The sequence below is a fragment of the Streptomyces sp. NPDC006134 genome, assembly GCF_040628835.1.
Classification (GTDB): domain Bacteria; phylum Actinomycetota; class Actinomycetes; order Streptomycetales; family Streptomycetaceae; genus Streptomyces.
Map to the genome: position 1 here is coordinate 59,756 of NZ_JBEXTV010000027.1, position 25,709 is coordinate 85,464.

Genomic DNA, 25,709 nt, shown 5'->3' on the forward strand with positions numbered 1-25,709 from the left:
GCGGCTCCTTGGTCGTGCGGGGTGGGGCGGAGGGACGGGTCGGGAGGGCGGACCGGGGGACCGGCGGAGCGACGCGCCCGGTCACCGGGCGAGGGTCGCCGGGTCGCTCGTCGCCCCGGCCGCAAAGTCCCCCGCCTCGGCGAAGAACCCCGGGGCGGCCTGCGCGAGTTCCGCGTAGGCCCGCAGGCAGAAGGCCAGCCAGCCGCGGATGTAGTCGCAGCCGGGCCGCCCGCGGCGGCTCACCTCGTGGTAGCAGCCGCCACCGCACAGATAGCGGGCCCAGCAGGACCGGCAGGGCCGCATCCGGTCCACGTGACCGCGCGCCAGATGCCGCTCCCGGGCCGCCCGGTCCGGCCCGCCGGCCACCGTGCCCATGGCGAACGCCGGGTCGTCCACCAGCCGGTGGCAGGCGTAGAGCCCGCCCTCGGCGGAGGCGCTGAGATAGCCGGCGCCGGCGCCGCAGGGGTAGGGCCGGTGGCTGCCCCGGTGCAGCTGGTGCATGGCGGTCACGAAGTTGCCGAAGGGATACGGGCGGCCGGCCGACAGCTCCCGCAGGGCGGCCCGGCCGCACTCCACCATGCGGTCCAGGAAACCGGCGAAGTCCGCCGGGCCCAGCTCGTAGGCGGGGTCGGGGGCGCTGACCACCGCCGCGAAGCCCACCTCGTCGAAGCCCAGGGCGATGCCCTGCTCCAGGACGTCCAGCAGCCGGGTGGTGTGCGGGGTGACGCTGACCCGGGCCGAGAGGTGCCGGGGGCGCCCGTGCCGGCGCAGCACCTCCAGCCCCGCGCACAGCGCGTCGTACGCGCTCCCTGCGCCGGGCGCGCGGCGCAGCGCGTCGTGGCCGGCGCGGTCGCCGTCGAGGCTGACCGCCACGGTGAACGGGTGCTGGGCGAACAGCCGCGCGTCCTCGGCCCGGACCGTGGTCAGGTTGGTGGTGAGCGAGAACCGCACCCGGTGCCCCGTGCCGGAGGCGGCCTCGGTCGCGTACCGCACCACGTCGTGCACCAGGCGGCGGGCCAGCAGCGGTTCGCCGCCCATGAACCCGACCACGACGTCCGCGCCCGGCGCGGCCTCGGCCAGCAGCCGGTCCACGGCGGCGAACGCCGTGTGCCGGGGCATGGCACGGGCCGGGCCGCCGAACCGGCCCTCGTCGGCGTAGCAGTGGGCGCAGCTGAGGTTGCACGCCTGCATCACGTTGAGCGAGAGCGCGGACAGCGGCGGCACCTCGGCGGGCGTGCCGTCGATGCGCGGCGCCGGGGCGTCCGCGCCGCCCCACAGCGGCAGTCCCAGCCCGGCGGCGAACGCCGCGTCCTCGGCCGGGGTGTGCGGGGCGGCCGTCCAGCGTTCCAGCCGGGCGGCGGTCTCCTCCGGCAGGTCGTAGACGCGGCTGCCGTCGGCGAGGAACAGGTGCGCGCCGTGCGCGCTGCGGAACACCTTCGCCTCGGCGGCGAGTCCCGGCGGGGCGTCCGGCTCCCCGGCCGGCCCGGGGTCCGGCTCCGGCGGACGGCGGCCGATGCGCAGCAGAACGGTCACGTCCCCTCCTGGGTCCCGGCCCGCAGCGAGCGGGCCCAGCCGGTCAGCAGGTCGTACTGGCGGCGGGTCAGGTGCATCGGGTAGCGGTCGGAGCCGCGCATGGCCACGGGCATCTTCCGGTCGTAGTACCGCTCCGTGGTGACCGGTTCCCGGATCACCCGGCGGATCAGTTCGGGCTGTTCCCGCAGCAGGTCCTCCAGGGCCTCCAGGGCGACGAACCTGCGGTGCCGGCGCCGGCCCCGCTCGGTGAGGCCCAGCACCACGCCGAGCAGCGGCTCGGGTGCCGTGAAGGCCTGCTGCCGGGCGCTTTCGACCGGGTCGCCGACGGCGCGCGCGAGGGCGGCGTTCTCGCGCGCGGCCCGTTCGTTCTGGGCGTCGACGTTGACGGCGTCCAGGGTCTCCAGGATGCGCTCGAACAGGTCGCGGACCTCCAGCGCGGTCTGCCGCGCGTCCGCCAGGTACGCGGGGTCGCGGACGTCGCCGCGCCGTACGCGGTCGGTCAGGCCGTCCGCGAGGGACACGAAGGGCCTGCGGTCGGGCGCGAAGTCGGGCGGCCCGACGACGATCCGGGCCGTGGCGGTGAGACCGCCGGGCAGGGAGGCGGTCACCAGGCCGTCGCAGACGTCGTCGACCAGGCCGAGGCTGTCGTTGTTCTCGGCACCGGCGAACAGCCCGCCGGGGTTGGTCCGCGGGTCCGAGGTGAGCGAGAAACCGCACCAGGCCGCGTCCGGGCCGAGGATGAGCCGTTCGGCGGGAAGGGTGTACCGGATGGCGCCCTCGGGGAGGGCCCTGACGCGTTCGGGGAGGTCGACCGGCCCGTACACGACGCCCGCCGCGGGGGTGAAGCGCAGCCTGAGCTCCGGCAGCCGCTCGTTCGGGGCGGGCACCTGGACGGCGCCGAGCGGCACGTGCCGGCCGGGCGGCACGAGCGGCCGGCCGGCGCCGTCGGGGGAGCGCCCGGCCAGTTCGTGCCGCCGGTGGTCGTCCCCGGCGAGTTCGACGCCGGCCTCGATCCGGTCGCCCATGGCCTCGGTGTAGTGGTACGGCTTGAGGTTGGCGACCGCGACGCGCCAGCGCACGTCGGCGAGGGCGAGGCCGTGGTCGGCGAGCACCCGGGTGGTGACCGGGCCGCTGTGGCGCCGCCCGTCCACGGTCCAGGCGCCGTGCAGCTCGAAGAACGGGCAGACCGGGCGGAAGCCGTCGGCGTCCTTGAACCGCACGCTCTGCGGCATCCGTTCGGTGAGGGTGCCGTCGGCGGCGACGTCGAGGGTGGGGCCGGGCACCACGGTGGTCTTGCCGGTGCCGCGGGGCGTCAGGTCGCTGGGCCCCCAGAGGTAGGTGTCGCACGGCACCGGGGAGGGGCCGATGCGGGCGAAGGCGAGGGGCGGATGGAGCCAGAGCTGTTCGATCACGGGACTCTCCAGTGCCGTGGGGGAAGCGGGGGGAGCGGGGGGAGCCGTCCGCTCCCGCCGGGGCCCGGAGGACTCCGGGCGGAGCGTCAGCCGAAGACCTCGGCGCCCGGGTAGGGCGCGCCGTCCTGCACGGGGGGCACCAGATACGTCCCGGCGGCCCGGACCGACAGCAGCCGGCCCGCCGGGGCGTCCGGGCCGGGCTGCCCGCCGAAGTTGACGCCGCCGAGCCAGCCCCGCTGGGTGAGCAGGCGCAGCAGCCGGTCGGGACTGTCCTGGAAGCTCACGAAGTTCAGGCCGATCCGGAAGCCCGGGGCCGCGGCGGCCGGTTCGAAGAACTCGTACCCCTGCCGGAACACCCGCAGCGAGCCGGCCTGGTCCGGGTCGGTGCTGGGGACCAGGTTCGCCCGGTGGACGTGGGAGGCGGCCACCACCGGATCGGAGGTCTCGCCGTGCTTCCGGAACGCCTCGTTGCCCGGCTGGGTCACCTCCGTGGTGCCGGCCACCGGGCAGCCGGCGGCGGGCACCGGCCGGCCCTCGGCGTCCCGGCCGGTCAGCGGGGCGCCGGTCAGCTTGTCACGGCCCACCAGCAGTTCTTGCTGCGCGCGGGACAGGTCCTGCCACTGCTCCAGGTCCACGGTCAGGCGCAGGAACGTCAGGTACGTGCCGCCGACGGTCCAGGTGTCCGTGCCCGCCTCGCCCTCGCCGATGCTGATGACCCGCTCCCGGTCGGCGCTGTCGAGGTTCGACACGCCGTCGTGGAAGCCGATCCAGCTGCGCAGGTCGTCGCGCTGGAATCCGGTGTGGATGCCGGCGATCTCCAGCGGGGCGGTGCGCGTCGTGCCGTCCCGCTCGCCGCGCAGCAGCTTCCACAGCTCCACCACCGCGCGGGCCACGGCGAGCTGGGTGTCGGCGGTGAACTGGAGACAGAACTCCTCGGTCGCGTCGTTGCGCGTGACGTCCGCCGCGTACGACAGGCCGGAGCCGACCAGCAGCGGTCCGCCCCCGGTCGGGCGCGGCGAACGGAAGCGGAAGCGGGGCGCGAGGGCCTCCGGGGCCGGCCGCCTGGCCTTCGGGATGCCGAACGCCTTCGGGCCGAAGCCCAGCAGGAACGTCAGGTTGCCGCCCGGCACCGGATGGCCCGGCAGTTCGGGCACGGTGCCCGCGGCCAGCGCCCGCAGCATCGCCGCCGCCTTCCGCAGCACACCGTCCACGACGGGGGCGTCGGCCGCCGGGTCGACGCGCAGGAACACCAGCGCCATGTGCCCGGGCGGGCTCATGCCCGGCCCGTGGTGGATGCCTTCCTGCAGCACGGTCACCGTCCGCCCCGGGGACCGGCGGCCGACGGGATCCGCTCGTGCGCCGCGTCGAAGGCCGCCTTCAGCTGCCTGATGCTGTCGCAGACCCGCGCCTCGCCGCAGCGGATCGGCCCGGGCGGATCGGGCAGGACGACGAACTCGTCGTCGCCCACCGGGGACGGCGCGCCGACCGCCGCGACCGGTCCGACCTCCACCCGGCGCACCACGTCGTAGCCTCCGGTCAGCGGCTCCTCCAGGTCACCCTCCACGAGCGTGATCTCGTCCAGGAAGTGCGGGTCGTCGTCCCCGGGCCCGAACTCCAGCCGCTGGTGCAGTCCGTTCGCGCCGCGCCCCAGCCGGATCCACGGGTCGGGGACCGGGCCGCCCTCGAACAGGAAGACGTCCGACGCGAAACGGTGGATGTACATGCCCAGCGGGTCGGCGAACGACACCGTGCGCCCCTGGAACGCCGCGCCCGCCGCGGCCAGCGCCGCCGCCGGGTCGGCGTGCCGGCACGCCAGTGCCTCCGTCCCGCCGACCCGGAAGATCTGGTCCCGGCCCGCCGGCTCCAGCCCGCCCGACGCGGTCCGCCGGGCGTACGGGCGGGCACCGAACAGCACGATGTAGATCAGGTCGTCCAGTCCGTTGATGGGGTGCGCCATGAACAGGGCGTTCACCGCGTTGAGGGAGCCGGCCGGTGCGCTCGGGACGTTCGCCTCGACGAGATCCCGCTCCCCGCAGTTGCCGGTCAGCTGGCGCGCGAACCGCACCCGCCGCTGCTTCGGGCCGAGCTGCTCAGGGTCCGTCGCGCCCGGTCCGTACAGCTCCTCCCACCGCGGCTCGCTCCCCAGGATCTTGGAGATCACCTCACGCAGCAGCCGGGGGGCGTGGGTGGCCAGCATCAGGTGGTACTCGGGCAGTTCGGTGGTGACCTGTACGCGCTTCGGGCGCAGCCGTCCCTCGCTGTCCGGGGCCGTGATCACGGCGTACTCGCAGTACTCGTTGTGCAGTGCGCGCCGCCCGCGCACCCCCCAGTCGGAGAGCCGGCGGGCCGTGGTGGCGTCGAGACAGAAACCCGGTTCGGCGGGGTTCCCGAACCAGGTGACGGGAACCCGCTGGGCCGCCGGGTCGGTGGCCTCCAGACGGAAGAACCTGCTCCCCAGGCCGGGTTCGAGCTGCGCGAAGCGGGTCTGGATCTCCTCGTTCCACCGGCCCAGCAGGTCCGGGGGCAGGTCGTCGGCCCCTCCGGGGGCGGAGAACGGCATGGCGGCACCTTTCGACGGCGGGGTCCTGCCCGGAACACGGCAGTCACCGAACGTATTGAAGTGAACGCGTACTGTCGTGCGACGCGCCGGTGCCGCTACGCCGTGCGGCGGCTCGGCGCCACCTCGGGCGTCCCGTCCGGGCGAAGGCGTGGCCCAGGGTGCCGGGTGCTGTCGTGGGCCACCGGAAGCGGGGCGTCGGAGTCTGTCGCCGACGTGACGTTCACGCCCAGTGCATTGCAACGTACGCGACTGACCTGTTGCGTTACTGATGGGACATTGCAACGATTTATCTGCTGTTACCTGCGGTTTTAGCGATCTGCCGCAACAAGGTTGTTGCTCGGTTTGTAAATGCAACGTAGCATTTCCTGAGTAGGAAACGGCGGAACAGGGGGCGGGTCATGGAAGCAGCGCAGAACCGGCAGCAGGCGGCACCGGGTGTCTTCACCGCCTTCGTCCGTTTCGTGGTCTGCGGCGGCGGAGTGGGGCTCGCCTCCAGTCTCGCCGTGGCGGCCCTCGCCTCCTGGATGCCGTGGACCCTGGCCAACGCTCTGGTCACCGTGGTCTCCACGCTCCTCGCCACCGAGCTGCACGCCCGCTTCACCTTCGGTGCCGGCGGGCGCGCGACCTGGCGCCAGCATGCGCAGTCGGCCGGGTCCGCGGCGGCCGCGTACGCGGTGACCTGTGTGGCGATGCTCGCCCTGCGGCAGCTGGTGGCGGCCCCCGGCGTGGTGCTCGAGCAGGCCGTCTACCTGTCCGCCTCCGCGCTCGCCGGCCTCGCGCGGTTCGCGGTGCTGCGCCTCGTCGTCTTCGCGCGGAACCGCTCGCGGGCCGCGGTCGCCGTCCGAGCCGCCCGTCCCGTCCGAGCCGCCCGTCCCGTGGGCGCGGCCGTGGACCGCGCCGCGGCCCCGGGCGGCCCGGCGGCGCTCTGCCGCGCCGCCTGATCGCCCCGCTGGGCGGCGCGCCGCGTGCCGCGTGCCGCGCACGCCGGGTGTCGGGCACTGGGCGCCGGGTGCCGGCGCCCGGGCGTCCGAGTGTCCGGCAGGCGGGCCCGGGCCGGGTGAAGGGCGCTCATTCCGTCGTTCCGTTCGGCGGTCGTATGTCTGTACGCGCAGCGGCACTCCGGTGTACGGTCTCGGGCCAATGGGCTTTGGGAGCGCTCCCATTTCCGATTCCGCTTCGTACGAGGAGGGACGCTTTGAAACGCTTTTCGGCCTTACTGGCGGCCTGTGCGACGACCCTGGGCCTCACGGCGCTGGCCGGCCCCCAGGCGGCAGCCGATCCCCAGGCGGCGGCCGCCACCGGCTGCAGAGTCGACTACACGGTCACCAACCAGTGGCAGGGCGGCTTCCAGGCCGGGGTGAAGGTCACCAACCTGGGCGATCCCGTCACCGGATGGACGCTCAAGTTCACCCTGCCGGACGCGGGGCAGAAGGTCGCCCAGGGCTGGAACGGCACCTGGTCGCAGTCCGGCTCCACGGTCACCGTCGCCAACAGCGACTGGAACCGCACGCTGGCCACCGGCGCGGCGGCCGACCTGGGCTTCACGGGCACCTTCACCGGCGCCAACCCGACGCCCACGGCGTTCACGCTCAACGGCGTCGCCTGTACGGGCTCCGTCGGAGGGGAAGAGCCCCCGCCCGACCCGGACCCCGATCCGGACCCGGGCACCGGCACCCCCGTCGGCATCAACGGGCAGCTCCGTGTCTGCGGCGTGAACCTGTGCAACCAGTACAACCGCCCCATCCAGCTGCGGGGCATGAGCACGCACGGCATCCAGTGGTTCAGCAAGTGCTACAACAACGCGTCCCTGGACGCGCTGGCGAAGGACTGGAAGTCGGACCTGTTCCGCATCGCCATGTACGTCCAGGAGCAGGGCTACGAGACCGACCCGGCGGGCTTCACCAGCCGCGTCAACAGCCTCGTCGACATGGCCGAGGCCCGCGGCATGTACGCGCTGATCGACTTCCACACCCTGACGCCGGGCGACCCGAACTACAACCTCGACCGCGCGAAGACGTTCTTCGCGTCCGTCGCCGCCCGCAACGCCGCCAAGAAGAACGTGATCTACGAGATCGCCAACGAGCCCAACGGCGTGAGCTGGACGGCCATCAAGAACTACGCCGAGCAGGTCATCCCGGTCATCCGGGCCGCCGACCCGGACGCCGTGATCATCGTCGGCACCCGCGGCTGGTCCTCGCTGGGCGTCTCGGACGGCTCCAACGAGACCGAGGTCGTCAACAACCCCGTCAACGCCACCAACATCATGTACGCGTTCCACTTCTACGCCGCCAGCCACAAGGACAACTACCGTGCCACGGTGAGCCGGGCGGCCACGAAGCTGCCGCTGTTCGTCACCGAGTTCGGCACGGTGAGCGCCACCGGCGGCGGAGCGATGGACCGGGCGAGCAGCGTGGCCTGGCTGGACCTGCTCGACCAGCTGAAGATCAGCTACGCGAACTGGACCTACTCCGACGCCAACGAGAGCAGCGCGGCGTTCAAACCCGGCACCTGCAACGGCACCGACTACAGCAGCAGCGGTGTGCTGACCGAGTCCGGGGCGCTGCTCAAGAGCAGGATCAGCACCCCCGACACCTTCCCCACCAGCTGACCGAGGACGGGGCTCCGGCCGGACCGGAGCCCCGTCACGGCCTCCGCTCACGGCCGCGGCCGTGAGCCGGGCACGCGCCGGGCAGCACCCACCGGATGCCCGACGCGACGGCCGGGCCCCACGCGGCACATGCCGCGTGGGGCCCGGCCGAGGCGCGCTGCGGCGCCGCGGTCAGCGCACACGCCGCACGTAGGCGTCGGCTCCCGGGCTGCGCGGGCCCGGGGCCAGACCGTCGGCCGCCGAGGAGAAGGCCACCGTCCGCCCCCGCGCGTCGAGCGGCCGGTCGCCGGTGGCCGCCTGGACCGGCGTGCCCCCGGCCCCGGTGATCGCCACCTTGGTACGGCCCTTGCGCAGGTCGCGCAGATACCAGGTGCCCGGATCGTCCGACCCGGCCGTGAACGCCCGGAAGAGCAGGTACCGGCCGTCCCCGCTCAGCGCCCCGTCGGCGGTGGAGAGGGCGGGGTCGGGCGCCTCGACGATGCGCAGGGCACCGGTGCGCAGGTCGCGGACGAAGACGTTGGAGCCGGCGCCGTTGGTGTCCGTGGGGCCGAGGTCGGTGGCCGTCGAGGTGAAGGAGGCGTGGCGGCCGTCGCCGCTGAGGCCGGCCTGGGACGCCCTGCCGTTGGGGCGGGCGCCGCCGGGCGTGGTGTGCAGCGACCGGTGGACGCCGGTGCGCGGGTCCGTCACCACCACGTCGGAGAGCGGATTCTCGTACGGCCAGTAGGAGTAGGTCGAGTACACCAGGACGCCGCCGTCGTCGCTGAGCAGCGGGTTGTGGGACCGGTGCAGGTTGAACGGCTGCTTGGTCAGCTCCCCGGTGCGCAGGTCGCGCACGGCGATCACCGAGCCCGGCCGGGGGACATCCTCGATCGCGGCCAACGCGACATACCGGCCGTCGGCGCTGACGGACGCCTCCAGGGCCCGCTGCATGTGGAAGCCGAGGTCGTTGCCGACGTACTTCAGCTCCCCGGTGCGCAGGTCGCGCCAGTACACCGACGGTTTGTCGTGGACCTCGCCCGGGATCAGGTCCGGTGAGGCCGACACGAAGACCACGTACCGGCCGCTCGCGCTGATGGCCCCCGCGGTGCCGCCGAGCCCGGACTGGCCGCCGGCGGCGTCCGTGCTGACGCGCTGGGTGCGGCCGGTCCTCAGGTCCCGCAGGAAGACGTCCGGGGCGCCGTTGGTGTCGCCGGGGACGAGGGTGGTGGCCGACGAGGTGAAGACCGCGTAGCGGCCGTCGGCGCTGAGCGAGGGGGCCTCCGACTGCGCGTCGGCGCCCTGGGTGAGACGGAGGGCGTGCCGGGCACCCGGCTTCTTCCCGTGGTGCGCGTGCTCGTGCCGCTCGCCCCGCGGTGCCGGCTGGGCCGCCGCGGACGTGGCCGGCGCCGTGACGCACGCGGCGACGGCCGCGGCGACGGCGACGGCCACGGCGCCGAGTCTTCTCCGGCTTCTTCGCATGGTGTGGTTCCCCCTTCGACAGGTGGCCGGGAGCGCCGGGCCGCGGCGCCGTCCCCGCGACGGCCCGGGCGGGACGGCGGGCGCGGCCGCGCCGCGTACGGGTCCGCTCCGGCGGACGGTGGCGGACGGTCAGCGCATCGTGCGGACGTACACGTCACCGCCCGGGCTGGGCGCGCCGGGCGCCAGGGCGCCGTCGGCGGACGAGAAGACGACGGTGCGGCCGTGGGCGTCGACCGGGCGCTCCCCGGTCGTGGCGGTGGCGGGAGTCCCGTCCGCGGTGCGGCTGACCGGGGTGACGCGTCCGGTGCGCAGGTCGGTCCGGTACAGGTGGGTGGTGCCCCAGGTGGTGCCGGGCGGCGTGAAACCGAAGACGACGTACCGGCCGTCACCGCTCAGGGACGGGACGGTGCTGTGGCCCTGCGCGGCGGGCGCCTCGACGCGCCGCAGCGCCCCGGTACGGAGGTCGGTGACGAAGACGTCGTGTCCCGTGCCGTTGGGGTCCTCCCCGGGCACCAGGTCGGTCGCCCACGAGGCGAAGGCGGCGACCCGGCCGTTGCCGCTGACGGCCGGGTGCCCCGAGCGCGCGGTGGTGGTGGAGCCGTCCGCCGCCACGTCCAGCCGACGCGACTGGCCGGTTCGCAGGTCCAGGACGAAGACCCTGGACGGCGGATGCTGGACCGGGGCGGGGACGCTCTCCCCGTAGACGAGCCGGCGGCCGTCGTCGTCGAGACGGGCTTCGCTCGCGTAGGGGGACTCCAGGACCGTCAGCCCGCCGGTGGCGAGGTCCCGCACGGCGGTGCGGTGGCCCGGGCGGCCGGTACCGGTCTGCCGCGCGGTGAAGGAGACGTACCGCCCGTCCGCGCCGACGGACGCCCCGACCAGCGTGCCTTTCCCCGGGTACAGGTCATCGGCGCCGCCGACCCAGTCGGTCGCGCCGGTCCGCAGGTCGCGGCGGAAGTAGCCCGTCTGCTCCCGGCCGCGGATCAGGCCGCGCGACCGGAAGACGACATACCGACCGTCGGCGCTGATCACCGGCGCGCTGCCGCCGTACGGCGCCTGGGTGCCGTCCGCGGTCAGGCCGACCCGTGCGGTGCGACGGGTCCGCAGGTCGTGCAGGAAGACGTCCGGGGCGCCGTTGGTGTCGCCCGGCACCAGGTTGTCGGCGGACGACCCGAAGACGACGTACCGGCCGTTCGCGCTGACCGACGCGTCCCCGGAAGGGCCGTTCGCCCCCTGGGTGACGCGCCGGACGGACGGCACCTCGGGCTTCTGCGCCTTCTGTGCCCCATATGCCTTCCGTGCCTCCTGCGGCGACGCGACGGCGCCCGCGGGCGCCAGGAGCGTCATGGCACACGCCGGGACGGCGACCGCCGCCGACAAGGATCTGAGCACCGCACGCATGAATCCCCCCTGATCCATCCGTCCCCGGCCCCCACCGGGCACCCGCCGATACAAACCCACCGCCCGTCCCATGGCAATCCGTTGTTTGCCGTACAACCAGGCGGCGAGATCAGCGGTCCGTGCGCGCGTCCGGCGGCGGGAGCCGATGCGCGAGGGCGCCCGCCGTCCGAAGGGCCGCACCCGGAGCCGATCGCGCCCGGGCCCCTCGCAACCCACCGTGTTCACAGGACCACACAAAGTCCGACGGGGTCATTGATTCGGTTGTGTTCGGGTCCTAGGGTGACTCTGTCCCAGAGGTTGCCCTGTCACCGGCAGTTGTGATCCTGTCCAGCACCAACTTCCGTCGCACAAAGGCGGGTTGGGTCGCCTTCGCCCCCTGCGGCCCAGGCGCCGGGCGCGTTCGGCCCGGCAACGCCGAAGGGCGGGATCCGGCAGCCTCCCGAAGCCGGTGCAGCACACTGTCGTCCCGAGGAAGGCCACGGTCATGCCGCACGCGCACGTCTCACCCGCCGAGATCCCGGCCCCCCGCCCGGTCGTCAGCCGCCGCCGTCTCCTGGAGGGCGGGGCCGCCCTCCTCGGCGCCCTCGCCCTGTCCGCGCCGTCCGCCGCGGCCCACGCCGCCGGACGCCGCGCCGCCACCGACACGCCCCCGGCCTGGAACGACCTCGGTGTCTTCCGCCTCGGCACCGAGCCCCCGCACACCACCCTCATGCCGTACGCGGACGTGAGGCAGGCCCTGGCCGCCGACCGCACCCGTTCCCCGTACCGGCTGAGCCTCGACGGGCCGTGGAAGTTCGCCTACGCCGACCGCCCCGACGACCGGGACCCCGACTTCCACCGCACCGACCTCGACGACGGCGACTGGGACACCATCCCGGTCCCGTCCGTGTGGCAGCTGCACGGCTACGACCGCCCGATCTATCTGAACATCACCTATCCGTACTGGGGCCCCAACGGCCTCGGCGAGGACCCGCAGCCCCCCGCCGCGCCCACCCGCTACAACCCCGTGGGCCAGTACCGCCGCACCTTCACCGTCCCCCGCGCCTGGTCCGGACGGCGCACCTTCCTGCACTTCGAGGGCGTCAAGTCCGCCCACTACGTGTGGATCAACGGCGAACTCGTCGGCTACGACGAGGACTCCTACACCCCGTCCGAGTACGACATCACCGACCACCTCAAGCCCGGCACCAACCAGATCGCCGTCGAGGTCTACCGCTACTCCGACGGCGACTGGCTGGAGGACCAGGACATGCTCCGGCTGAGCGGCATCTTCCGCTCGGTCTACCTGTACTCCACCCCGGCCGTGCACCTGCGCGACTTCAAGCTCGACACCCCGCTGAACGACACCTGCACCGCCGCCGACCTGGCGGTCACCGCCAGTGTGCGCGCCTACGGCGGCGGCGACGCCGGACGCCACACCGTCGAGGTCCAGCTGTACGACGCGCGCGGCCACGCCGTCTGGAACCGGCCGCTTCAGCTGCCCGCCGACCTCGGCACCGTCCGCGCCGGGGAGGACGTCACCGCCCGCGCCGCCAGAGCCGTACCCGCGCCGAAGCTGTGGTCGGCCGAGCACCCGCACCTCTACACCGCCGTCCTGCGGCTGCGCGACCCCTCCGGCAAGGTGACCGAGACCCTCTCGCACCGGGTCGGCTTCCGCGAGTTCGCGCTCAAAGACGGGCTGATGCGCATCAACGGCAAGCCCGTCTCCTTCCGCGGCACCAACCGGCACGAGGTGCACCCGGCGCGCGGCACCGCCCTCACCCGCGCGGACATGGTCGAGGACATCGCGGTCATCAAGCGGATGAACATGAACAGCGTCCGCACCTCGCACTACCCGAACAACCCGCTGTGGTACGAACTCGCCGACGAGTACGGCCTGTACCTCGTCGACGAGACCAACCTGGAGACCCACGGCATCCGCGACGAGTACCCGGGCGACCACCCCGAGTGGACCGCGGCGTGCATGGCCCGCGTCCAGAACATGGTCCACCGCGACAAGAACCACGCCTCGGTCGTGATCTGGTCGCTCGGCAACGAGGCGGGCGGCGGCTCCACCCTCACCGCCATGTACGACTGGGTCCGCTCCTACGACCCCACCCGCGTCATCCAGTACGAGGGCGACGACCGGCCGGGCATCAGCGACATCCGCTCGGAGATGTACGACACGCCCCAGCGCGTCGAGCAGCGGGCGAAGGACACCTCCGACACCCGCCCGTACGTCATGATCGAGTACTCCCACGCGATGGGGAACTCCAACGGCAACTTCAAGAAGTACTGGGACCTGATCCGCCGGTACGACGTGCTCCAGGGCGGCTGGATCTGGGACTTCGCCGACCAGGCGCTGAACTGGCCCGTCCCGGACCGCGTCCTGCTGACCGAGACCGGCCCGGCCGGGCTGCGCGGCGAGATCCTCACCCCGGCCGGCACCTTCGACCGCGGCAAGGGCCTGTCCGGCGGCACGGTCTTCGCCCGCGACGACCGCCTCGACCTCACCGGCTCCCTCACGCTGGAGGCGTGGGTCACCCCCCACGTGACGGGCTACCACCAGCCGGTCATCGCCAAGGGCGACACCCAGTACGCGCTGAAGCAGAACGGCCGGACGCTGGAGTTCTTCATCCACTCCGGCGGCCAGTGGATCACCGCGACCTGGGCGCTGCCGGACGACTGGACCGGCCGCGAACACCACCTCGCGGGCGTCTTCGACGCCGACGCAGGCACCCTGACCCTGTACGTCGACGGGGAGGTGAAGGCCACCCGCACCACCACCCGGCGGCCGGGCAGCACCACCGCGCCCCTCGCCCTCGCCACCGACGCCGACAACTGGACCCGCGAGTTCAGCGGCACCATCCGCCGCGCCCGCGTCTACGCCCGCGCCCTGACCGCCGCCGAACTGGCCTCCGAGAGCCGCGGTCCGGGCGACGACGGCGTGCGGTTCTGGTTCGACGCCGCCACCGTGAAGGTCACCCGGAAGAAGCCGCGGGAGAAGACCTTCCTCGCCTACGGCGGCGACTGGGGCGACAACCCCAACGACGGCAACTTCGTCGCCGACGGCATCGTCACCGCCGACCGCGGCCACACCGGAAAGGCCGCCGAGGTCAAGCGGATCCACCAGGCGATCGGCGCCGCCCGGGCCGACGGCGGCGGCCCCGGCGCGGTCACCCTCACCAACGAGTACCTGTTCACCGACCTCCGCGAGTTCGACGGCCGGTGGGCGCTGGTCGCCGACGGCAGGACCGTGCGGGAGGGCAGGCTGACCCGCGAGCAGCTCGACGTGGAGCCGCTGTCGAGCAAGGACGTCACCCTGCCCGTACGGCTGCCGGACGACCCGGCGCCGGGCACCGAGTACTTCCTCGAACTGTCCTTCACCACCAGGGAGGACACCCCGTGGGCGAAGGCCGGCTTCGAGGTGGCCCGGCAGCAGCTCCCCCTCGACGCCGGCGTCCCGGCCGTGACCCCCGCACCGCTGACGAGCGTGCCCGCCCTGCGGTACGAGGACGGCGAGCGGGAGGTCACCGTGCGGGGCGAGGACTTCTCCCTCGCCGTCGACAAGCGCACCGGCACCCTCACCTCCTACGAGGCCAAGGGCGCCCGCCTGATCACCTCCGGGCCCGTGCCCAACTACTGGCGGGCCCCCACCGACAACGACAAGGGCAACGGCCAGCACACCCGCAACCAGACCTGGCGCGACGCCGGCGCCCGCCGGAAGGTCACCGGCGTCACCGTGCGCGCCCTGCGCGACCGGGCCGTCGAGATCGGGGTCACCGGCACGCTGCCGACCACCGTCGAGTCGTCGTACACCACGACGTACACGGTCTTCGGCAACGGCGAGGTCAAGGTCGACCACACCCTCCACCCCGGTGCCGCGAACCTGCCGTACATCCCGGAGGTCGGCACCCTCCTCTTCCTGCCGCGCCGCCTGGACCGGCTGCACTACTACGGCCGCGGCCCCGAGGAGAACCACTGGGACCGCAACAACGGCACCGACGTCGGCGTGTACTCCGGCACCGTCGCCGAACAGTGGACGCCGTACATCCGCCCGCAGGAGAACGGCAACAAGACCGACGTCCGCTGGGCCGCCCTCACCGGCCGCGACGGCACCGGCCTGCTGGTCTGCGGCGAGCCCCTGCTGGAGATCAACGCCTCGTACTTCACCCCGGAGGACCTGTCCTGCGGCGTCCGCCACGACTACCAGCTCACCCCGCGCGACGAGATCGTCCTGCGGGTCAACCACCGCCAGATGGGCGTCGGCGGCGACGACAGCTGGGGCGCCCACACCCACGACGAGTACAAGCTCTTCGCCGACCGGGACTACTCCTACACCTACCGGCTGCGCCCCCTGGCCGACGTCCGCGAGGCGATGGCGGCCTCGCGGCGGCGCACGGCGGCCGGCTGAGCCCGGTCACGATCCGGGAGGCCCTGCCATGATCGGGGAGCCCGGGCCCGGGGTACCGGGCTCCCATGGGTGAGATTCTCGTCGGGGCGTGTTCGTGGACGGACCGGCAGCTCGTGGCGAGCGGCTGGTACCCGTCCGGGCGGCGGGACGCCGAGGGGCGGCTGCGGCACTACGCCTCCCGGCTGCCCGTCGTCGAGGTGGACTCCGGGTACTACGCGCTGCCCAGCCGCCGCAACAGCGAGCTGTGGGTGGAGCGCACCCCGGACGGCTTCCGCTTCGACGTCAAGGCGTTCTCCCTGCTGACCGGCCATCCCACGCGCGCCGAGGCGCTCCCCACCGACCTGCGCGGGGCCGATCCCGGCGCGCTTTGGCGCGGGCGGGCGAGCCCGGCGCTGCTGGACGAGGTGTGGGGGCGGTTCGCGCAGGCGGTCGAGCCGCTGCGGGCGGCCGGACGGCTCGGCGCCGTGCTGTTCCAGTTCCCGCCGTGGTTCGCGCCGGGCGACGAGGCCGAGGAGACGCTGCGGGAGTGCGCGCGGCGCACGGCGGGCTGGCCCCTCGCCGTGGAGTTCCGCCACCCGGGGTGGTGGCGGGCGGAACGCGCCGAGGACACCCGCGCCCTGCTCGCCGGGCTCGGCGCGAGCGCCGTCGGCGTGGACATGGCGCAGGGGCTGCCCACCTCCCTGCCGCCGGTGGCACCCGTCACCCGGCCCGCCCTGGCCGTCGTACGGTTCCACGGCCGCAGCACGGAGTGGGGGAGGGGCAGCAAGGAGGACCGGTTCCGCCACGACTACTCCGTGGCCGAACTCGCCGCGTGGGTGCCCCGGCTGCGGCGCGCGGCCCGGCAGGCGGACGAGGTGCACGTGCTGTTCAACAACTGCTGCGCGGACGCCGCCGTACGCGCCGCCGAGACGATGAGCGGGCTGCTCACCCCGCGGCGTCGCTGATCCCCAGCCGCAGGTGCTCCACGTGGTACACGGCCTGGTCGAGCAGCTCGGCGACGTGGTGGTCGTGCAGGGCGTAGACCACCGACCGGCCGCGGCGCTCGCCCACCACCAGGCCCAGGTTGCGCAGCAGCCGCAGCTGGTGCGAGCACGCCGACTGCTCCATGCCCACCTCGGCGGCCAGCTCCGTGGCCGGCAGCGGGCCCTCGCGCAGCCGCGCCAGGATCAGCAGGCGGGACGGGGTGGACAGGGCCTGGAGCGTGGTGGCGACCTTGGCGACGTTGTCCGCGCCCAGGCGTACCCGTTCGGCGGCTTCCTGCGCGGGGACGACGGCTCCATGACCCATGCGGACATCCTACTCACCACCCCTGAACGCATGAACCAATGAACTGATGAACTCTTGAATGAGTCTTCATGTGTTCCTGTATGGTGACCGCGTGTCCACGACCCTCACTCCCACCCCCGTCCCCGCGCCGGCCCGGCAGGCGCCCCGCCGCCGCACCCGCGTCCTCGCCCTGCCCGAGGCCCGCTGGGCGCTGGCGTCGCTGATCGCGTTCCTCCTGGCGCTCGCCCTCGACCTCGGCGGCGCCCCCGCCTGGGCGTACGGGCCGCTGTACGCGCTCGCCTACGCCGCCGGCGGCTGGGAGCCCGCGCTGGAGGGGCTGCGGGCGCTGCGCGAGAAGACCCTCGACGTCGACCTGCTGATGATCGTCGCGGCGCTGGGTGCGGCGGCGATCGGGCAGGTCCTCGACGGCGCCCTGCTCATCGTCATCTTCGCCACCTCCGGCGCCCTGGAGGCCCTGGCCACCGCCCGCACCGCCGACTCCGTGCGCGGCCTGCTCGACCTCGCCCCCACCACCGCGACCCGGGTGACCGAAGACGGCCGCGAGGAGACCGTCCCCACCGCCGAGCTGGCCGTCGGCGACCTCCTGCTGGTGCGGCCGGGGGAGCGGATCGGCGCCGACGGAACCGTCACCGACGGCACCAGCGAGGCCGACCAGGCCACCGTCACCGGCGAGCCCCTCCCCGTCCTCAAGCGCCCCGGCGACGAGGTCTTCGCCGGCACCCTCAACGGCACCGGCGCCCTGCGCGTCCGCGTCGGGCGCGACCCCGCCGACTCGGTCATCGCCCGGATCGTCACCCTGGTCGAGGAGGCCTCCCGCACCAAGGCCCCCACCCAGCTGTTCATCGAGAAGATCGAGCAGCGCTACGCGGTCGGCGTGGTCGCCGCCACCCTCGCGGTCTTCGGCGTCCCGCTCGCCTTCGGCGAGGACCTCACCGACGCCCTGCTGCGCGCCATGACCTTCATGATCGTCGCCTCGCCGTGCGCGGTCGTCCTCGCCACCATGCCGCCCCTGCTGTCCGCCATCGCCAACGCCGGCCGCCACGGCGTCCTGGTGAAGTCGGCCGTCGCCATGGAACGCCTCGGCGAGATCGACGCCACCGCCCTGGACAAGACCGGCACCCTCACCGAGGGCGCCCCCGAGGTGACCGCCGTGCGCCCGCTGCCCGGCTCCGGCCTCGACGAGGACGCCCTGCTCGCCCTCGCCGCCGCGGCCGAGCACCCCAGCGAGCACCCGCTGGCCCGCGCGATCGTGGCCGCCGCCCGCGCCCGCGACCTGCCCCTCGCTCCCGCGCGGGACTTCACGGCCACCCCGGGCCGCGGCGTGCGCGCGGTCGTCGACGGACACGAGATCCTGGTCGGCCGGGCCGAGACCCCCGAGGGCGACGAGACCACCGTCCAGGTCACCCGCGACGGCACCCCCGTCGGCACCCTCGCCCTCACCGACCGCCTGCGCGCCGACGCCGCCGGGGCCACCGCCGCGCTCACCGCCCTCACCGGCACCGCCCCCGCCCTGCTCACCGGCGACAACGCGCCCGCCGCCGCCCGCGTCGCCACCGCCACCGGCATCACCGACGTCCGCGCCGGCCTGCTGCCCGAGGACAAGGTCACCGCCGTACGCGGCCTCGAACAGGCGGGCCGCAAGGTGCTGTTCGTCGGCGACGGCGTCAACGACGCGCCCGCCCTCGCCGCCGCGCACGCCGGGATCGCCATGGGCCGCGCCGGCTCCGACCTGGCACTGGAGACGGCCGACGCGGTCGTGGTGCGCGACGAGCTGGCCGCCGTGCCCGCGGTCGTCCGGCTGTCCCGGACCGCCCGCCGCCTGGTGGTGCAGAACCTCGTCATCGCGGGGACGTTCATCACCGTCCTGGTCCTGTGGGACCTCATCGGCCACCTGCCGCTGCCGCTCGGCGTCGCCGGACACGAGGGCTCGACCGTGCTGGTCGGCCTCAACGGGCTGCGGCTGCTGCGGGAATCCGCGTGGCGATCCGGCCAGGCGCAGGAAGCGCGAGGCTGACGTCGGATTCCCGCCAGCCCCGGCGCGGCGGGCGGGCCATCCTGGACGCATGCAGACGGGGATGCACACCGACACCGAGCGCTGCGTGCGCGCCGTCCAATCCAAGGACGCCCGGTTCGACGGATGGTTCTTCACGGCCGTCCTGACCACCGGGATCTACTGCCGGCCCAGCTGCCCGGTGGTGCCGCCCAAGCCGGAGAACATGGTCTTCCACCCGAGCGCGGCGGCCTGCCAGCAGGCCGGGTTCCGGGCCTGCAAGCGCTGCCGCCCGGACACCACGCCCGGCTCCCCGGAGTGGAACCGGCGCGCCGACCTCACCGCCCGCGCCATGCGGCTGATCGCCGACGGCGTCGTCGACCGCGAGGGCGTGCCCGGCCTCGCCGCCCGGCTCGGCTACAGCACCCGGCAGATCGAACGCCAGCTCCTCGCCGAGCTGGGCGCGGGCCCCCTCGCCCTCGCCCGCGCCCAGCGCGCCCAGACCGCCCGGCTCCTCATCGAGACGACGGCCCTGCCGATGGCGCAGATCGCCTTCGCCGCCGGCTTCTCCTCCCTGCGCACCTTCAACGACACCGTCCGCGAGGTGTACGCCCTCACCCCGAGCGGCCTGCGCGCCCGCGCCCCGCGCGGCCGGTCCGTCCCCGCTCCCGCCTCCGGCGCCCTCGCCCTCCGCCTTCCCTTCCGCGCCCCCCTCACCCCCGGCAACCTCTTCGGCCACCTCGCCGCCACCGCCGTACCCGGCGTGGAGGAGTGGCTCCCCCACAGCCCGAAAGGCGTGGGCGGTACCCCCACCGGCGCCTACCGCCGCACCCTCCGCCTCCCCTACGGCCACGGCGTCGTCGCCCTCACCCCCCACCCCGACCACATCGCCTGCCGCCTCACCCTCACCGACCTGCGCGATCTGACCGTCGCCGTCAGCCGCTGCCGCCGCCTGCTCGACCTGGACGCCGACCCGGCCGCCGTCGACGACCGGCTGCGCGCCGACCCGGCCTTGGCGCCCCTGGTCGACAAGGCCCCGGGCCGCCGCGTCCCGCGCACGGTCGACGAGGCGGAGTTCGCCGTACGGGCCGTGCTCGGCCAGCAGGTCTCCACCGCCGCCGCCCGCACCCACGCGGCCCGCCTGGTCACCGCCCACGGCGAACCCGTCGACGACCCCGAGGGCGGCCTCACCCACCTCTTCCCGACGGCGGCGGCGCTGGCGGAGGCGGACCCGGACGCCCTGGCGATGCCCCGCACCCGCCGCACGACGCTCACCACCCTCGTGGGCCGGCTCGCCGACGGCTCCCTGGACCTGGGCCCGGCCGGAGACTGGGCGGACACCCGCGCCCGCCTCCTCGCCCTGCCCGGCTTCGGCCCCTGGACGGCCGACGTGATCGCGATGCGCGCCCTCGGCGACCCCGACGCCTTCCTCCCCACCGACCTCGGCGTCCGCCGCGCCGCCCGCGGCCTCGGCCTGCCCTCCACCCCGGCGGCCCTCACCGCCCGCGCCACCGCCTGGCGCCCCTGGCGGGCCTACGCGGTCCAGTACCTGTGGGCGACGGACAGCCACCCCATCAACTTCCTTCCGGAATAAGGTCGTCACCGTGAAGCAGCACACCGTCACCGACAGTCCGTACGGCCCGCTCACCCTCGTCGCCGACGACGGCGTCCTGTGCGGCCTGTACATGGCCGACCAGCGCCACCGCCCGCCCCAGGAGACCTTCGGAGTGCGCGACCGCCGCCCGTTCGCCGAGGCGGAGGAACAACTGGAGGCGTACTTCGCGGGCGAGCTGAAGGAGTTCACCCTCGACCTGCGCCTGACCGGAACCCCCTTCCAGCGCGGCGTCTGGGACCGGCTCAGGAAGATCCCCTACGGCGAGACCCGCACCTACGGCGAGCTGGCCGAGGCCCTCGGCACCCCGGCGGCCTCCCGCGCCGTCGGCCTCGCCAACGGCCGCAACCCCGTCGGCATCGTCGTCCCCTGCCACCGCGTCATCGGCGCCGACGGCAGCCTCACCGGCTACGGCGGCGGCCTGGACCGCAAGCGGCGGCTGCTGGACTTCGAACGGGGCGCGGCGCTGTTCTGACCGGCTCTAACCGGCGTCCTCGCCGCCCAGCCGCCGCAGCAGTGCCGGCAGGGCCGTGCCGATCGGCTCCCGGATCACCTCGTCGGCCCGGTCGTCGTACGGCGTCGGCTCGGCGTTGACGATGATCAGGCGGGCCCCGTGGTCGGCGGCGACACCGGCGAGCCCCGCGGCGGGCTGGACCTGGAGGCTGGTGCCGACGGCGACGAACACCTGGCAGGCCTTGGCGATGGCGAGGGCCTCGCCGAGGACGACGGGGTCGAGCCGTTCGCCGAACATCACGGTCGCCGACTTCAGGATCCCGCCGCACTCCAGGCACGGCGGATCGTCCTCACCGGCCTCGACCCTGGCCAGCGCGTCCTCCATGGGCCCCCGGACGCCGCACCCCGTGCAGACGTAGCTGCGCGCGCTGCCGTGCAGTTCGAGCACCTTGCGAGCGGGCAGGCCGGCGAGCTGGTGCAGCCCGTCCACGTTCTGCGTGATCACCCGCACCGGCACCCCGGACCGCTCCAGCTCGGCCACCGCCCGGTGCGCCGCGTTGGGCTCGGCCCTCAGCGTGCGGTTCTCGCGCCGCATCCGCCAGGACCGCCGCCGGATCTCCGGATCGCCCATGTAGTACGCGTAGGTCACGAGCTTCTCGGCCTCCGGGTCCCGCCGCCACAGCCCGTTGGGCCCGCGGTAGTCGGGGATGCCGGAGTCGGTCGAGACACCGGCGCCGCTGAGGAGGGCGACGAGAGGCTTGCTCATGCCGCCGAGGGTAGGACGCCCCCGGCCGCCGCGGCGAACGGATATCCGGGTGCGGCGAGCGAATCCCCGGTCCGCGGCGGGCCGCGGGTGCTAGCGTCCGCGCATGGCCAAGGTCACCGTTTCCCTGGACGCCCGGCTCGTCGTCGAAGTCATGGTGCTCGCCGGCGTGGGCAACCCCCAGGACGCCGTGGAACTCGTCGTCCGCGACTACATCGCGCGCGGTCACCGCACCGAGGCCAAGGTCGCCGAGCGGGACGAGGCGCTGCGGGAGATCGACGCCCGGCCCCGCGCCGCCGAGGGCTGACCCGCCGGGGTCAGCCGACCCGGTGGCCGTTCTCCAGCTCCGCCGTCCCCGCGCCCTCGGCGAGCACGTCGAGCGCCGCCAGGACGCGCCGGCCCAGCGCGTCGGGCAGGTACTCGGCCAGCTCCTCGCGCGGCACGAGCCGCCAGGACAGCAGCTCCTCCTCCTGGAGGCGGATCGCCTTGAAGTCCTCCTCGCCGAGGACCCCGCCGTCGTACAGGTACGCCACCAGCGGCGGCCGGCCCGCGCCGTCCACCCAGTCCACCGCCAGCAGCCGGCCCAGCGGGACGTCCAGGCCGATCTCCTCGGCGGTCTCCCGCCGCGCGCCCTGCCGCGGGGTCTCGCCGTCGTCGGACTCGATGGTGCCGCCCGGCAGCGCCCACCCGTCGCGGTAGTTGGGCTCGACGAGCAGCACACGGCCCTCGGCGTCCCGGAAGAGGGCGGCGGCACCGGCGAGGACGCGGGGGAGGCCCGCGATGTACGTGGCGTAGTCCTGAGTCGTGGTCATCCAGGAAGGGTAACCAGACGGCCCGGTCCGTCTCCCCGGCTCACCACACGGCTCGGGGAGCGCGGGGCGCGGATCCCCCCGCGCCGCACCACCCCGGGGCGTGCGGAACGCGCCGGGCGGGCGGCACGGGCCGTCAGGCGCCGCCGCCGGCCAGCCGCAGCGTCCGCTCCGCCAGCTCGCTGATCCGTACGCCGTCGAAGCCGAACACCGCGCTGCGGACCGTGTCCCGCAGCGGTTCCTTCCACCGGCCGGGGATCGCCGAGGCCCCGCCGAACACCCCGGCCACCGAGCCCGCGGTCGCCCCGTTGGAGTCGGTGTCCAGGCCGCCGCGGACGGTCAGGGCGACGGTGCGGGTGAAGTCGCCGTCGCCGTACAGCAGCCCGGCGGTGAGGACGGCGGCGTTGGGCACGACGTGGATCCAGCCGAGCCCGGCGGTCTCCTCGGACACGGTGGCGAGCGTGTCCTCCCACGCCATCCCCGCGTCGTGCAGCGAGACCACCCGGCGTACGGTGCGCGCGAGGCGGCTGCCCGCCGGGATCACGGCCAGCGCCTGCTCCACGGCCTCGCGCACGGTCGCCGCCGTGAACGCCGCCGAGACCAGCGCCGCCGCCCACATCGCGCCGTACACCCCGTTGCCGGTGTGCGACAGCACCGCGTCCCGGCGGGCGAGCAGCGCGGCGCGGCCCGGGGCGCTGGGACAGGTCCAGCCGTGGACGTCGGCACGGATCAGCGCGCCGATCCACTCCTGGTACGGGTTGCCGTAGGTGGCGGTCAGGGGCGGCTTCAGCCCGTTGGCGAGGTTGCGGTACGCCGCCCGCTCCGCCGTGAACGTCTGCAGGTACGGCAGCCGCAGCAGCCACAGGTCGCCGACCTGCTCGGTGGTGAAGCCGAAGCCGTGCGTCTCCAGCAGGTGCAGGCCGAGGACGGCGTAGTCGACGTCGTCGTCGCGGCAGCTGCCGTGGACGCGTCCGCGCACACAGCCGCGCCACTCCGGGCGCATCGCGAGCGCGTCGGCGTCGTCGGCCGGCTCGGGCAGGTAGTCGGTCAGGGGAAGGGCGCCGGCCCGCCGCAGATAGCGGTCGATGCGCTCACGCGTCCACACCTCGCCCTGCTCGACCGGCTTGCCGAGCATGTTGCCCGCGATCCGGCCCAGCCAGCCGCCGTGGACGCGGTCGGCGAGGTCCGGCTTCCCGCTCACAGAGGTCATGAGGGTCGTGTACCCGCATCCGCGCCGGTCCAGGGGCTGGGCAGGGGCATGACGGCGAGGGCGTCCTCCGGTTAAGGTCACAGCGGCGCGACTGGCCCCGGCGCACACGGACGCGCGCGGGGCCCGGAGAGCGAGGGGAATGCAAGTGGCGGACGCTGCACTGGACGGGGCCCGCGGGGTCCTCGTCGCCGCGGACAAGTTCAAGGGGTCGCTGACGGCCGTCGAGGTCGCCGAGCGGGTCACGGCCGGGCTGCGCCGGGTCGTGCCCGGCCTGCGGGTCGAGGCCCTGCCGGTGGCCGACGGCGGCGACGGGACCGTGGCCGCGGCGGTCGCGGCCGGGTTCGAGCGGCGCGAGGTACGCGTCGCCGGGCCGCTCGGCGACGAGGTGACGGCGGCGTTCGCGCTGCGCGGTGACACCGCGGTCGTCGAGATGGCCGAGGCGAGCGGGCTGCAGCGGCTCCCCGAGGGGGTCCTCGCCCCGCTGACGGCGTCCACGCACGGCTCCGGCGAGCTGCTGAAGGCCGCCCTGGACGCGGGCGCGCGCACCCTCGTGTTCGGCGTCGGCGGCAGCGCCACCACGGACGGCGGCGCCGGCATGCTGACGGCGCTCGGGGCGCGGTTCCTGAACGCGCAGGGGGAGCCGGTGGCGCCGGGCGGCGGGGGCCTCGCCGAGCTGGCCACGGCCGACCTGTCCGGCCTCGACCCACGCCTCGCCTCCGTCGAACTGGTGCTCGCGAGCGACGTCGACAACCCGCTGACCGGCCCGAAGGGCGCCCCGGCGGTCTACGGCCCGCAGAAGGGCGCCTCGCCGGACGACGTGGAGACGCTGGACGCGGCCCTCACGCACTACGCGAAGGTCCTGGAGGACGCCGTGGGCGCGAAGGCGGCCGAGTACGCCGCCTCCCCGGGCGCGGGCGCGGCGGGCGGCATCGGCTACGGCGCCCTCCTGATCGGCGCCCGCTTCCGCCCCGGCATCGAGGTGATGCTCGACGTCCTCGGCTTCGCCCCGGCGCTGGAGCGCGCGGACCTGGTGATCACCGGGGAGGGCTCCCTGGACGAGCAGACCCTGCACGGCAAGGCCCCCGCCGGTGTCGCCGCCGCCGCGCGGGCCGCCGGCAAGGAGGTCGTCGCGGTGTGCGGGCGCCTCGCCCTGCCGGCTCAGACGCTGGGCCGGGCCGGCATCCGCCGGGCGTACCCGCTGACGGAGATCGAGCCGGACGTGGAGAAGTGCATCGCGGAGGCCGGCCCGATCCTGGAGCGGGTCGCGGAGAACATCGCGCGGGACTACCTGGCCTGACGCCGAAGGCGCTCCCGGCGGGGCCCGTGTCCACGCCGCGTACGGGAAAAGAGGAAGGGCCCCGGACCGATGATCGGTCCGGGGCCCTTCCCAGCGGAGCGCTACGGCAGCTGTGCCGCCCGCGCCTCGCGCCGGTTGTCGCGGAAGTTGTTCACCCGGCGGGCCGTGGCGAACAGCGGGATCACCGCGCCCATCACCAGCTGCAGCGCACAGCCGGTCTGGAGCAGCAGCTGGCCGCTCGGGGCGTCGAAGGCCCAGGCGGCCAGCAGGCCCATCGACAGCACGATCCAGGAGAGCATCGCCACCGCGAGGCGGCCCCGCGGCTTGGGGTACTCCACCCGGCTCACCATCAGCCAGGCCGTGCCGAGGACGGCGAGGACCGTCGCCACGAAGGGCAGCTCCAGCAGCACGATCGACACGACCGTCAGCGCGCCGAACGGCGACGGCATGCCCTGGAACGTGCCGTCCTTGACGGTGACGCACGAGAATCTCGCGAGCCTGAGCACCACCGCCAGGAGCACCACGATCGCGCCGACCGCCGCCACCCGCTGGTGGGCGTCGTCCGCGACCATGCCGTAGACCAGGACGAAGTACGCCGGGGCCAGACCGAAGCTGATCAGGTCGGACAGGTTGTCCAGCTCGGCGCCCATCGGCGAACTGCGCAGCTTGCGCGCCACCAGGCCGTCGAACAGGTCGAAGACCGCCGCGCACAGCATCAGGATGACCGCGGTGGCCGCGCTGTGCCGGGCCATGCCGGTCTCCTGGCTGCCCGACAGGTGCGGGATCAGGATGCCGGTGGTGGTGAAGTACACCGCCATGAAGCCGCACGTGGCGTTGCCCAGGGTGAGGGTGTCCGCTATCGACAGGCGGAGCGAGAGGGGCATCTCCTCCTCGTCGTCCGCCTCGGCGGCCTCGGGCACCCA

The 25,709-nt window shown here is 74.4% G+C and carries 20 protein-coding genes; 9 read left to right on the plus strand and 11 right to left on the minus strand.

Annotated features, from left to right (window positions below; genetic code table 11):
* Nucleotides 1-81: 81 nt before the first annotated feature.
* The 4 genes from ABZ340_RS19270 to ABZ340_RS19285 form a co-directional block, all read right to left on the minus strand.
* Nucleotides 82-1,533, minus strand: a complete 1,452-nt coding sequence (locus ABZ340_RS19270) for a radical SAM protein (protein ID WP_358782975.1) — start codon at nt 1,531-1,533, stop codon at nt 82-84.
* The gene (locus tag ABZ340_RS19275; protein WP_358782976.1) at nt 1,530-2,945 is read right to left on the minus strand and encodes a hypothetical protein; all 1,416 of its coding nucleotides are present in this window, start codon (nt 2,943-2,945) and stop codon (nt 1,530-1,532) included. Before ABZ340_RS19275 ends, ABZ340_RS19270 begins: the two co-directional genes overlap by 4 nt.
* A gap of 86 nt (nt 2,946-3,031) precedes the next feature.
* Nucleotides 3,032-4,261, minus strand: coding sequence for a hypothetical protein (locus tag ABZ340_RS19280; protein WP_358782977.1), 1,230 nt, complete (start codon nt 4,259-4,261; stop codon nt 3,032-3,034).
* Complete coding sequence (locus tag ABZ340_RS19285) at nt 4,258-5,505, minus strand: hypothetical protein (RefSeq protein ID WP_358782978.1); 1,248 nt, start codon at nt 5,503-5,505, stop codon at nt 4,258-4,260. Before ABZ340_RS19285 ends, ABZ340_RS19280 begins: the two co-directional genes overlap by 4 nt.
* A 398-nt stretch (nt 5,506-5,903) precedes the next feature.
* On the opposite strand from ABZ340_RS19285, the gene ABZ340_RS19290 reads away from it, so the two are divergent.
* Entirely contained in the window at nt 5,904-6,446 is a 543-nt protein-coding gene (locus tag ABZ340_RS19290) for a hypothetical protein (protein ID WP_358782979.1), read from the plus strand.
* 254 nt (nt 6,447-6,700) lie between these two features.
* Nucleotides 6,701-8,113, plus strand: a complete 1,413-nt coding sequence (locus tag ABZ340_RS19295) for a cellulase family glycosylhydrolase (RefSeq protein WP_358782980.1) — start codon at nt 6,701-6,703, stop codon at nt 8,111-8,113.
* Between the two features lie 171 nt (nt 8,114-8,284).
* On the opposite strand, the gene ABZ340_RS19300 is transcribed toward ABZ340_RS19295, so the two are convergent.
* Nucleotides 8,285-9,541, minus strand: coding sequence for a hypothetical protein (locus ABZ340_RS19300; RefSeq protein WP_358782981.1), 1,257 nt, complete (start codon nt 9,539-9,541; stop codon nt 8,285-8,287).
* A gap of 159 nt (nt 9,542-9,700) precedes the next feature.
* Nucleotides 9,701-10,918: a hypothetical protein gene (locus ABZ340_RS19305; RefSeq protein ID WP_358782982.1), complete on the minus strand. Its 1,218-nt coding sequence runs from the start codon at nt 10,916-10,918 to the stop codon at nt 9,701-9,703.
* Between the two features lie 538 nt (nt 10,919-11,456).
* On the opposite strand from ABZ340_RS19305, the gene ABZ340_RS19310 reads away from it, so the two are divergent.
* Both ABZ340_RS19310 and ABZ340_RS19315 read left to right on the plus strand, forming a co-directional pair.
* The gene (locus ABZ340_RS19310) at nt 11,457-15,365 is read left to right on the plus strand and encodes a glycoside hydrolase family 2 TIM barrel-domain containing protein (protein ID WP_358782983.1); all 3,909 of its coding nucleotides are present in this window, start codon (nt 11,457-11,459) and stop codon (nt 15,363-15,365) included.
* 65 nt (nt 15,366-15,430) lie between these two features.
* Nucleotides 15,431-16,309 (plus strand): DUF72 domain-containing protein, encoded by an 879-nt coding sequence (locus ABZ340_RS19315; RefSeq protein ID WP_358782984.1) that lies wholly within the window; start codon nt 15,431-15,433, stop codon nt 16,307-16,309.
* Here the strand turns inward: ABZ340_RS19315 and ABZ340_RS19320 are convergent.
* Complete coding sequence (locus tag ABZ340_RS19320) at nt 16,290-16,652, minus strand: metalloregulator ArsR/SmtB family transcription factor (protein ID WP_358782985.1); 363 nt, start codon at nt 16,650-16,652, stop codon at nt 16,290-16,292. The genes ABZ340_RS19315 and ABZ340_RS19320 overlap by 20 nt on opposite strands.
* A gap of 58 nt (nt 16,653-16,710) precedes the next feature.
* Between ABZ340_RS19320 and ABZ340_RS19325 the strand changes: the two genes are divergently transcribed.
* From ABZ340_RS19325 to ABZ340_RS19335, 3 genes are read left to right on the plus strand one after another with little or no spacing between them, the layout of a single operon-like run.
* A complete protein-coding gene (locus tag ABZ340_RS19325) occupies nt 16,711-18,666 on the plus strand; it encodes a heavy metal translocating P-type ATPase (RefSeq protein ID WP_358782986.1) in 1,956 nt (651 codons plus the stop codon).
* Between the two features lie 49 nt (nt 18,667-18,715).
* On the plus strand, nt 18,716-20,236 hold the full coding sequence (locus ABZ340_RS19330) for an AlkA N-terminal domain-containing protein (protein ID WP_358782987.1): 1,521 nt from the start codon (nt 18,716-18,718) through the stop codon (nt 20,234-20,236).
* A gap of 10 nt (nt 20,237-20,246) precedes the next feature.
* Entirely contained in the window at nt 20,247-20,729 is a 483-nt protein-coding gene (locus ABZ340_RS19335; protein WP_358782988.1) for a methylated-DNA--[protein]-cysteine S-methyltransferase, read from the plus strand.
* 6 nt (nt 20,730-20,735) lie between these two features.
* Here the strand turns inward: ABZ340_RS19335 and ABZ340_RS19340 are convergent, their stop codons facing one another.
* Entirely contained in the window at nt 20,736-21,473 is a 738-nt protein-coding gene (locus ABZ340_RS19340; RefSeq protein ID WP_358782989.1) for a Sir2 family NAD-dependent protein deacetylase, read from the minus strand.
* Between the two features lie 103 nt (nt 21,474-21,576).
* On the opposite strand from ABZ340_RS19340, the gene ABZ340_RS19345 reads away from it, so the two are divergent.
* The gene (locus tag ABZ340_RS19345) at nt 21,577-21,777 is read left to right on the plus strand and encodes a DUF2191 domain-containing protein (RefSeq protein ID WP_358782990.1); all 201 of its coding nucleotides are present in this window, start codon (nt 21,577-21,579) and stop codon (nt 21,775-21,777) included.
* Between the two features lie 10 nt (nt 21,778-21,787).
* On the opposite strand, the gene ABZ340_RS19350 is transcribed toward ABZ340_RS19345, so the two are convergent.
* Nucleotides 21,788-22,282 carry an NUDIX hydrolase gene (locus ABZ340_RS19350; RefSeq protein ID WP_358782991.1) on the minus strand — a complete coding sequence of 165 codons (495 nt, stop codon included), beginning with the start codon at nt 22,280-22,282 and terminating at the stop codon, nt 21,788-21,790.
* Between the two features lie 133 nt (nt 22,283-22,415).
* Nucleotides 22,416-23,489: an ADP-ribosylglycohydrolase family protein gene (locus ABZ340_RS19355; RefSeq protein WP_358782992.1), complete on the minus strand. Its 1,074-nt coding sequence runs from the start codon at nt 23,487-23,489 to the stop codon at nt 22,416-22,418.
* Nucleotides 23,490-23,628: 139 nt separating this feature from the next.
* Between ABZ340_RS19355 and ABZ340_RS19360 the strand changes: the two genes are divergently transcribed.
* Nucleotides 23,629-24,786, plus strand: coding sequence for a glycerate kinase (locus ABZ340_RS19360; protein ID WP_358782993.1), 1,158 nt, complete (start codon nt 23,629-23,631; stop codon nt 24,784-24,786).
* 101 nt (nt 24,787-24,887) lie between these two features.
* Here ABZ340_RS19360 and pssA read toward each other — a convergent pair whose 3' ends face one another.
* On the minus strand, nt 24,888-25,706 hold the full coding sequence (gene pssA / locus ABZ340_RS19365) for a CDP-diacylglycerol--serine O-phosphatidyltransferase (protein WP_044385569.1): 819 nt from the start codon (nt 25,704-25,706) through the stop codon (nt 24,888-24,890).
* Nucleotides 25,707-25,709 lie beyond the last annotated feature (3 nt).

Excerpts from the sequence above, each read along its gene's own strand:
- ABZ340_RS19285 (WP_358782978.1), bottom strand. The coding sequence starts at position 5,505 with ATGCCGTTCTCCGCCCCCGGAGGGGCCGACGACCTGCCCCCGGACCTG.
- ABZ340_RS19340 (WP_358782989.1), bottom strand. The coding sequence starts at position 21,473 with ATGAGCAAGCCTCTCGTCGCCCTCCTCAGCGGCGCCGGTGTCTCGACC.
- ABZ340_RS19350 (WP_358782991.1), bottom strand. The coding sequence starts at position 22,282 with ATGACCACGACTCAGGACTACGCCACGTACATCGCGGGCCTCCCCCGC.
- ABZ340_RS19355 (WP_358782992.1), bottom strand. The coding sequence starts at position 23,489 with ATGACCTCTGTGAGCGGGAAGCCGGACCTCGCCGACCGCGTCCACGGC.
- ABZ340_RS19330 (WP_358782987.1), top strand. The coding sequence starts at position 18,716 with ATGCAGACGGGGATGCACACCGACACCGAGCGCTGCGTGCGCGCCGTC.
- ABZ340_RS19310 (WP_358782983.1), top strand. The coding sequence starts at position 11,457 with ATGCCGCACGCGCACGTCTCACCCGCCGAGATCCCGGCCCCCCGCCCG.
- ABZ340_RS19320 (WP_358782985.1), bottom strand. The coding sequence starts at position 16,652 with ATGGGTCATGGAGCCGTCGTCCCCGCGCAGGAAGCCGCCGAACGGGTA.
- ABZ340_RS19305 (WP_358782982.1), bottom strand. The coding sequence starts at position 10,918 with ATGACGCTCCTGGCGCCCGCGGGCGCCGTCGCGTCGCCGCAGGAGGCA.
- ABZ340_RS19360 (WP_358782993.1), top strand. The coding sequence starts at position 23,629 with ATGCAAGTGGCGGACGCTGCACTGGACGGGGCCCGCGGGGTCCTCGTC.
- ABZ340_RS19345 (WP_358782990.1), top strand. The coding sequence starts at position 21,577 with ATGGCCAAGGTCACCGTTTCCCTGGACGCCCGGCTCGTCGTCGAAGTC.
- ABZ340_RS19325 (WP_358782986.1), top strand. The coding sequence starts at position 16,711 with ATGAGTCTTCATGTGTTCCTGTATGGTGACCGCGTGTCCACGACCCTC.
- ABZ340_RS19315 (WP_358782984.1), top strand. The coding sequence starts at position 15,431 with ATGGGTGAGATTCTCGTCGGGGCGTGTTCGTGGACGGACCGGCAGCTC.
- ABZ340_RS19290 (WP_358782979.1), top strand. The coding sequence starts at position 5,904 with ATGGAAGCAGCGCAGAACCGGCAGCAGGCGGCACCGGGTGTCTTCACC.